13 protein-coding genes are annotated in these 5,820 nt (G+C 59.2%); all 13 read right to left on the bottom strand.

Annotation, left to right across the window (positions count from 1 at the left end; genetic code table 11):
• Positions 1 to 483 precede the first annotated feature (483 nt).
• Positions 484 to 648 carry a hypothetical protein gene (locus ABX749_RS18975; protein ID WP_372897343.1) on the bottom strand — a complete coding sequence of 55 codons (165 nt, stop codon included), beginning with the start codon at positions 646 to 648 and terminating at the stop codon, positions 484 to 486.
• A gap of 111 nt (positions 649 to 759) precedes the next feature.
• On the bottom strand, positions 760 to 1,035 hold the full coding sequence (locus ABX749_RS18980) for a hypothetical protein (protein ID WP_372897344.1): 276 nt from the start codon (positions 1,033 to 1,035) through the stop codon (positions 760 to 762).
• 3 nt (positions 1,036 to 1,038) lie between these two features.
• Positions 1,039 to 2,106, bottom strand: coding sequence for a hypothetical protein (locus ABX749_RS18985; RefSeq protein WP_372897345.1), 1,068 nt, complete (start codon positions 2,104 to 2,106; stop codon positions 1,039 to 1,041).
• Positions 2,103 to 2,855 carry a hypothetical protein gene (locus ABX749_RS18990; RefSeq protein ID WP_372897346.1) on the bottom strand — a complete coding sequence of 251 codons (753 nt, stop codon included), beginning with the start codon at positions 2,853 to 2,855 and terminating at the stop codon, positions 2,103 to 2,105. The genes ABX749_RS18985 and ABX749_RS18990 overlap by 4 nt, the downstream gene beginning before the upstream one ends.
• Positions 2,843 to 3,100 carry a hypothetical protein gene (locus ABX749_RS18995; RefSeq protein WP_372897347.1) on the bottom strand — a complete coding sequence of 86 codons (258 nt, stop codon included), beginning with the start codon at positions 3,098 to 3,100 and terminating at the stop codon, positions 2,843 to 2,845. The genes ABX749_RS18990 and ABX749_RS18995 overlap by 13 nt, the downstream gene beginning before the upstream one ends.
• 121 nt (positions 3,101 to 3,221) lie before the next feature.
• The gene (locus ABX749_RS19000) at positions 3,222 to 3,479 is read right to left on the bottom strand and encodes a hypothetical protein (protein WP_372897348.1); all 258 of its coding nucleotides are present in this window, start codon (positions 3,477 to 3,479) and stop codon (positions 3,222 to 3,224) included.
• Positions 3,480 to 3,845: 366 nt separating this feature from the next.
• Positions 3,846 to 4,124, bottom strand: coding sequence for a hypothetical protein (locus tag ABX749_RS19005; RefSeq protein ID WP_372897349.1), 279 nt, complete (start codon positions 4,122 to 4,124; stop codon positions 3,846 to 3,848).
• Positions 4,125 to 4,323: 199 nt separating this feature from the next.
• Positions 4,324 to 4,542: a Lar family restriction alleviation protein gene (locus tag ABX749_RS19010; RefSeq protein ID WP_372897353.1), complete on the bottom strand. Its 219-nt coding sequence runs from the start codon at positions 4,540 to 4,542 to the stop codon at positions 4,324 to 4,326.
• Positions 4,524 to 4,670: a hypothetical protein gene (locus ABX749_RS19015; protein ID WP_372897355.1), complete on the bottom strand. Its 147-nt coding sequence runs from the start codon at positions 4,668 to 4,670 to the stop codon at positions 4,524 to 4,526. Before ABX749_RS19015 ends, ABX749_RS19010 begins: the two co-directional genes overlap by 19 nt.
• 36 nt (positions 4,671 to 4,706) lie before the next feature.
• Entirely contained in the window at positions 4,707 to 5,027 is a 321-nt protein-coding gene (locus tag ABX749_RS19020) for a hypothetical protein (RefSeq protein ID WP_372897350.1), read from the bottom strand.
• Positions 5,024 to 5,377, bottom strand: a complete 354-nt coding sequence (locus tag ABX749_RS19025) for a hypothetical protein (protein ID WP_372897351.1) — start codon at positions 5,375 to 5,377, stop codon at positions 5,024 to 5,026. The genes ABX749_RS19020 and ABX749_RS19025 overlap by 4 nt, the downstream gene beginning before the upstream one ends.
• A gap of 3 nt (positions 5,378 to 5,380) precedes the next feature.
• Complete coding sequence (locus ABX749_RS19030; protein WP_372897352.1) at positions 5,381 to 5,587, bottom strand: hypothetical protein; 207 nt, start codon at positions 5,585 to 5,587, stop codon at positions 5,381 to 5,383.
• Positions 5,588 to 5,599: 12 nt separating this feature from the next.
• Positions 5,600 to 5,716: a DUF4326 domain-containing protein gene (locus tag ABX749_RS19035; protein WP_372897354.1), complete on the bottom strand. Its 117-nt coding sequence runs from the start codon at positions 5,714 to 5,716 to the stop codon at positions 5,600 to 5,602.
• Positions 5,717 to 5,820: the final 104 nt, after the last annotated feature.

Consider the following 5,820-nt stretch of genomic DNA (forward strand, 5'->3'; position numbering starts at 1 on the left):
AATGTGCATGATTTGTGCAGGTTCAACACGGCACCCGATACCTTATTTGGATGTGCCCGTGATCTCTCGCGCGCTGCACTGCTTGCAGGGGTGGGTTGTCGAGGGACTCAGAACGAAACTCGCTTCCGCTGATCCCATCAGGCGACCGCCACTCAATCGCGTCGTAGCCTTCGAGGTATCGCACCGTCCAACCGGCTTGAAGCATTTGCACCGCGTCGTCTGTCGCTGTTGTCATTGCCATCGAATCACCTCCCGAAAAGTCGACCAATAAAACCACGCCGCTGCGTCGTCGCCGATGGCCTTGCACATTGGCCGTTTGGACAGTCGGAAGCTGCCGGTAGTACCAGGGGGTTCCGCTGCGTGACTACCGACTGCCTGCCACTCGGCGGGATTGCTCCCGACGTGTGATTGAGGGCGTGCAGCTTCCAAAGGTCCGAGTGACTGAGCCCGGCCAAGTCGTTTTGCGTGTACGTGTAGCGATGGTCACTCGCCGGTGTCGTCAGGTGCATCAGCAACATCCCCGTAGTGTTCGGCTCGACGCCGGTAGGGACCGACGGCATCTTCGCCCGACGAATCGCAGCCGCTAGACCGCTGGTCGCCTTGACGGGGGCGGTGACGGTCTTGGCCGCCGTGCGGACGATCGGGCATTGGCCATCGGGGCAATCGCTGGTGAGCGATGGCGCGAGGTTCGGGCAGTCTTGGGCGATGGCTGGCGATGCGATCAGTACGGCCAGAAGTAGAGCAAATCGTTTCATTGCCTCACGCCTCCGTGTCAAGTTTCGATAGTCCATCGGGGCCGCTCTGCGCGAACGCGGCGATGTCTTCGGCTGGTGCGTCTGCGATCTCGGCAAGCACCTCCCTGCGAACGTCAATCGCTTCACGCCCACGATACCCCGCTTGCCGAACCGCTCGGGTCACAGCAACACGCAACCGCATCGGCTGGCCAATCTTGCTGACGCGACCCTCTGTGTCGTCGTCGCAGTCTTCAAGCATCTTGAACAGCAACTCAAGGATCAGATCCCACGGAATGTTCATCTCTTACCCCATCAACGGTGGTGAACTGGACAGACCCGCAATCTCGCCGATCGCTTGCACGGTCAATCGTCCAGCACGGAACGACGATTCCACTTCCGCGAACCGCCGGTTGTAAATGTGTTTTTCGCCCCACGACTCGTTGCTCTCGCGAATGAACCGCTCACCATCGGACGCCACAAACGCACCGATGAAAGCCATGTTGTGCGACCACGAATCACGCGGGTTACGTGCATGAATCGGGAACCCGTCGGGGTGCTCACCCACTTTGTGAATCGCTTCACCCGAGCAAACGAAAGACGGCTTGCCAGCCAGCAGCAGATCCCAAAGTTGATCCGCTGACTTTACCGACGGCGATTCGAGAACCGCGAAATCCTTGTACGGTTCCAGCTCGTCGACGTGTGCCCAGTTCCCAAACGCCCGATACAACGCCGCCCCGTCGCGGCCCTGCGGTTCGGGGAAGTCGTTGGCGTTGTCTAAATCGGCGTCCGACAGGATCCGCATCAGTGCGGGTGTGCTGCACGAAATGACGCCCTGCATCAATGACCAAGCCATCGGGGCACAATAGAGCCCGTCGCCTCGTCGCATGTTGGCTTTCTTTCGTGCGTGACCGTAAGACCACGGACCATAGAAACTATAGTTGCTCGATCCGAACTCGTTGCGGCCAAGGTATTCTTGCGACTTGCCCAGCAGAACGATTTGATACATCAGGCGGGCAACCCAGATGCGGAACGTGTTCGACATCACGCACGAGCCGATAATCTGCGGCAACCACAAGAGCGGTTTGCCGTGGACGAACTCGTCGATCAGGGACAAGTCGTTCGATCCGCGATGGCGCCCTTTGGACAACTGGAACTCGGTCCACTTGGCCAGCATCTCGGGTGACATTTCGTCCGTGATTCGCGTCTGGAAAACCGCCGGTTGCTCCGCTTGGATCGCGTCGATCGTGCGGTTCTCTTTCGCGATCAACTCGCTTTCGGTCGTGCTCTCGCCGTCCGTCCACCCGCCGAGCTTTTGCGGGTCAATCGCCAATTCAACTTCGTCGACGGTTCGGAAATCGGGGTTGATTCTCATTTGACGCCCCCACGAAACCCAACCGCAATCGCGGTGTAGTAGTCGGCGAGAACGCCACGAGACAACGGCCAACGGCCCTTGATGTCCTCGTTCAGCTTGACGCCAACCGCCGGCAGATACTTTTCAAAACTCGCGACCGCTTGCAGGTCAGCTACCAGTTTTTCCCCCACATCGTCCACCGTGTCCGATGGCGACGACCGCAACCGCGTTGCCGCTGCCTCGTATGCGATCGCGTAGTCGATGCGGTTCGCGACCCCTGCGGACCACTTCGCGACCCGCTGGCCGATGTTCCCGAAATCGTCTTCGGGAACATTGTCAGGTGCCGGGGTTGGCGGGTCCGGGTCGTCCGGTTCCGGCTCCGGCTCCACATCCTCGTTGATCACGATGTCGACAAGCTGCTGCTTCTGATTCGCAAAGTCCGTGCAAAACAGCGTGACCCATGCCTCTGCCGTCGTGTAGGCCCGATAGCCGCCCCGCTCCGACTCGGTGACACGCACCGGCTTGCCGTTCGGTTCCTTGGCCAGCACAAGGATTGAATACCCCTCGGCACCGTCCAGAACGATCAGCGTCGTTCGCTCGACCTTCGGCGCCGTAGTGTCCGGCAGCACGAGGCAGTCGCCGTCGAGATCCGCAGCCGACACGCCACGAATGACGTGCTCGACGGTTTCGGTGTGCGTGATCTGCCCGAATACCGGCCCGGCAATCAGGGCAAAGAAAAGAAACGCGAATCGCATCATCAATGGCCCCATGAGAAAGGTCGGTCTGACGGCACGCCGTAATGATCACTCGCGTACTCACGCACACCACGCCGCACTTGCTCTTGCCTGCCGTAGCTGACGAAATCGCGGTGCAGTTGGTATTTGTTGCCGTCGCGATCGCGGCAGGTGTACACGTCGCCCCAGTGAGCCAGCCCGCAGAGGGCAACCGTGATGCACGCAACCGCGCAGATCATTGCGATCGTCTGTGCGTCGGTTTCGGCTTTGCGGTTTCGCATGGGGGCCACGAGTGCGGGAGTTTTGGTGCTCCCGCGATCGGCAGGCTTGCAAAGGGTGTTTCCCATGTTTGCACAGCGTACCGATCCGAGAGCATGCATCCGCAATCATGGCAAGTCGTTTTCATGCGTCAAACGAGTTTCCGGCGTGGGCGGAATTGAGCGGGCACGGATGCTCTCGCCCGCCCTGAACCGTTGGCTGCCGTTCGCCATCTTCGGCTAACCAATACTCCTTGCCGCACGACCTGCACTTGCACGCATCGGTATTCAGGAACGTCCCCGTGTAGTACCGCTGGCTGTGGCTGTGGTAGGTCCAGTTTTTGGTGTCGCAGAAGACGCACGAATGGCTTTGCCAGTACTCGACAAGCTCTTGAACCTTCATTCCCATCCTCCAAAGCCCCGCCGCGCCCGCTGCGGCGAGAGGTGAAAAACGCGAGCGGGCCGCGTTAGAAAGTAGGCAGAGACAACGGCCTGTCGCTTTGCCCGAATTTCGACATCACACACCGTTCGCACTCCCTCACGCGCCATTTGTTTGGAAAATACTCGGCAGACGGCGGCTTTCTGTGCCCGCCTTCGCACGTGCCAGGGTCGATTGGTGCGGTCGTCAATTCGCTGTCGTCGCAGAACTTGAAGTCATCAATGCCAACCCGGACCCCCGGCCTATTATTGATGCCCCAAGCTTTCTCGCACTTGCCGTCGCACGCGACTTTTGCAGGCTGACCGAAGTATGTGATCATCGCTTCTGGCATCACCTCACCTCCCATCGTTCAAAAACCTCAACCCTGCCCCTGCCCGGATACGCAACGCGCGTACCCACATACGACAGCGGCCTCGCTTGATCGTCTACCATCCGAATGTCGCCCTCCTCTTCCAACACCGACACGATCTCGTACAGCGCGGAAAAGCAAACGTCGTGCTCGGTGCCGCGTATCGCCGCCGCGATTTGCTGGATCGTGACCGGTCCGTCACTGTCGACGATGCGACGGATGCGGATTGATCGGCGTTCGGCCATCCTTGGTTTGGTCATTCGTCCCCATCCTCCAAAACATCACTGCACGACAAACACATCACCACCTCGGTCGGCAGCCATTGCCCCGAGTCGTTGACGCAGAAGAACATCCGCGTCATCTGCAAATAGCACCGGTCGCCGCATCCGCAGCACTCGCTGCCATCCGGGTCATCTGGACCCCATCGGAACTCGAAGTGCATTGTTAGCCATGGTTTCATCACTCCCCCTCGCTCCTAGTATTCCACCGCTTCCTCACTTCCTCGAACGTTTCGCTAATCTGGTGTGCGTTCGCTTTGTGCCCGCCGCAGCAACAGGACACGATGTAAAGCCAGCCCGACGCGGTGTGATTGCTCGCCCGGTCAGTTAGCCTTGGCTGCTGTCCGCAAAACGGACACGGTTTTAGGGTGTCTTCGCCCATCACTCCCCCTCCACCCATCGCCACTCGGCATGGCCCGATGAATCGACGACCCACTCGGCGTAACCTCGTTCGACGGCTTCGGAGCGGAGACGGTCGGTCTCGTCTTCGGCAAACCAAACCAGCGACACAAGAAACAAAAGCGCCACGCAAAAGATGCCAAGCAATCCGTTTTCGTACATCACTCAACCCCCAATACCAATCAAGCGGCTATCGTCCGGGTCATGTGCCACCTCAACCTCTTCCGCCGTCAGGTTTCGCCACGGGTCGCCGTTGGGATACCAGTTGGCGGGCGGCGCGGAATCGTTGTGACGGAACCACTCCCGCACCGCCTCTTGCGATGGCCCGCGATGGTCCGGCTTTCGCGCCACCACTGGCAAACGCTTTGGCGGTGCCTGTGCTGCCGGCCTCGGTTCCTCTTGTCTTGCGATGTCCTTGCCGCCTCCGCCGATGTTGACAGTGAACTCGCAGCCCGATAGCAGCGTGAAAAACAATAACCATTTCATTCCCCATCCCTCCGAAACTCCGGGTACTTCTTTCGGTCTTCCGCCTCTGGATCCCCAACGGTCCAGGTCTCAATCACACAGTCACTCGTCACGCGCCACCGCTTGCCGTCATGGTTGACGATCACGCTATGGCGATCACCGCAGCACACGGGCCGCTGTTGCTTGTCTCGCAGCATCACGTAGCCGTAGCTGATAAACCGTCGCTCGAACCGCGACCAACGCCAGAAAATTAGCTGCGTGAACGCGAGCGTGCCGTCTGGCTGGTGGCAGTGGTTGATGTCGATGCGGTCGAAATGGATCGACGGGGTTTCGGTCGGGATGGTCAGGGCGAGGAGGAGCAGGAGGGTCATTGATCACTCCTCCCAGTAGATTTCAGGGAACCCAAGACCGGCCCAATACTCCACCACGGCTTCATGCTTTTGCTCCTCTGTCGCCTCGTCCCACTCCTCTCGACTCTCGAACCCGAGAGTCTCGATCTCGATGTAGTGGACATTGTTGCTATGAATGTTTGCACCGCTGTTGCAGCACACTTTGATTTGTCCGTCCTGTGGTTTACCCATTCCCAATCCCTCCTAAGTTCGATTAGCAAATTCAATCAACGCATCACCATGACACGCCTTACCCAGAGAACACCAGCACGCAACGTCCCGGCCGCGTAGTTCGTCGATGTGGTCGGCTATCCATCGCATGTGGCCCACTTGCTCCTTGCTCGCTCCGAGCAGGTCGACCCTGCCGGGGTGGTTTATTAGCCATCGGAGTGTGATGCGGAACGTGTGGGCATCGTTAAAAGGGT

This window comes from Stieleria sp. (assembly GCF_041595215.1).
In the GTDB taxonomy this organism is placed as follows: domain Bacteria; phylum Planctomycetota; class Planctomycetia; order Pirellulales; family Pirellulaceae; genus Stieleria; species Stieleria magnilauensis.

Coding starts and splice junctions, on each gene's coding strand:
- ABX749_RS18975 (WP_372897343.1), bottom strand. CDS start 648: ATGCCCGATCGTCCGCACGGCGGCCAAGACCGTCACCGCCCCCGTCAA.
- ABX749_RS18980 (WP_372897344.1), bottom strand. CDS start 1,035: ATGAACATTCCGTGGGATCTGATCCTTGAGTTGCTGTTCAAGATGCTT.
- ABX749_RS18985 (WP_372897345.1), bottom strand. CDS start 2,106: ATGAGAATCAACCCCGATTTCCGAACCGTCGACGAAGTTGAATTGGCG.
- ABX749_RS18990 (WP_372897346.1), bottom strand. CDS start 2,855: ATGGGGCCATTGATGATGCGATTCGCGTTTCTTTTCTTTGCCCTGATT.
- ABX749_RS18995 (WP_372897347.1), bottom strand. CDS start 3,100: ATGCGAAACCGCAAAGCCGAAACCGACGCACAGACGATCGCAATGATC.
- ABX749_RS19000 (WP_372897348.1), bottom strand. CDS start 3,479: ATGAAGGTTCAAGAGCTTGTCGAGTACTGGCAAAGCCATTCGTGCGTC.
- ABX749_RS19005 (WP_372897349.1), bottom strand. CDS start 4,124: ATGACCAAACCAAGGATGGCCGAACGCCGATCAATCCGCATCCGTCGC.
- ABX749_RS19010 (WP_372897353.1), bottom strand. CDS start 4,542: ATGGGTGGAGGGGGAGTGATGGGCGAAGACACCCTAAAACCGTGTCCG.
- ABX749_RS19020 (WP_372897350.1), bottom strand. CDS start 5,027: ATGAAATGGTTATTGTTTTTCACGCTGCTATCGGGCTGCGAGTTCACT.
- ABX749_RS19025 (WP_372897351.1), bottom strand. CDS start 5,377: ATGACCCTCCTGCTCCTCCTCGCCCTGACCATCCCGACCGAAACCCCG.
- ABX749_RS19030 (WP_372897352.1), bottom strand. CDS start 5,587: ATGGGTAAACCACAGGACGGACAAATCAAAGTGTGCTGCAACAGCGGT.
- ABX749_RS19035 (WP_372897354.1), bottom strand. CDS start 5,716: ATGCGATGGATAGCCGACCACATCGACGAACTACGCGGCCGGGACGTT.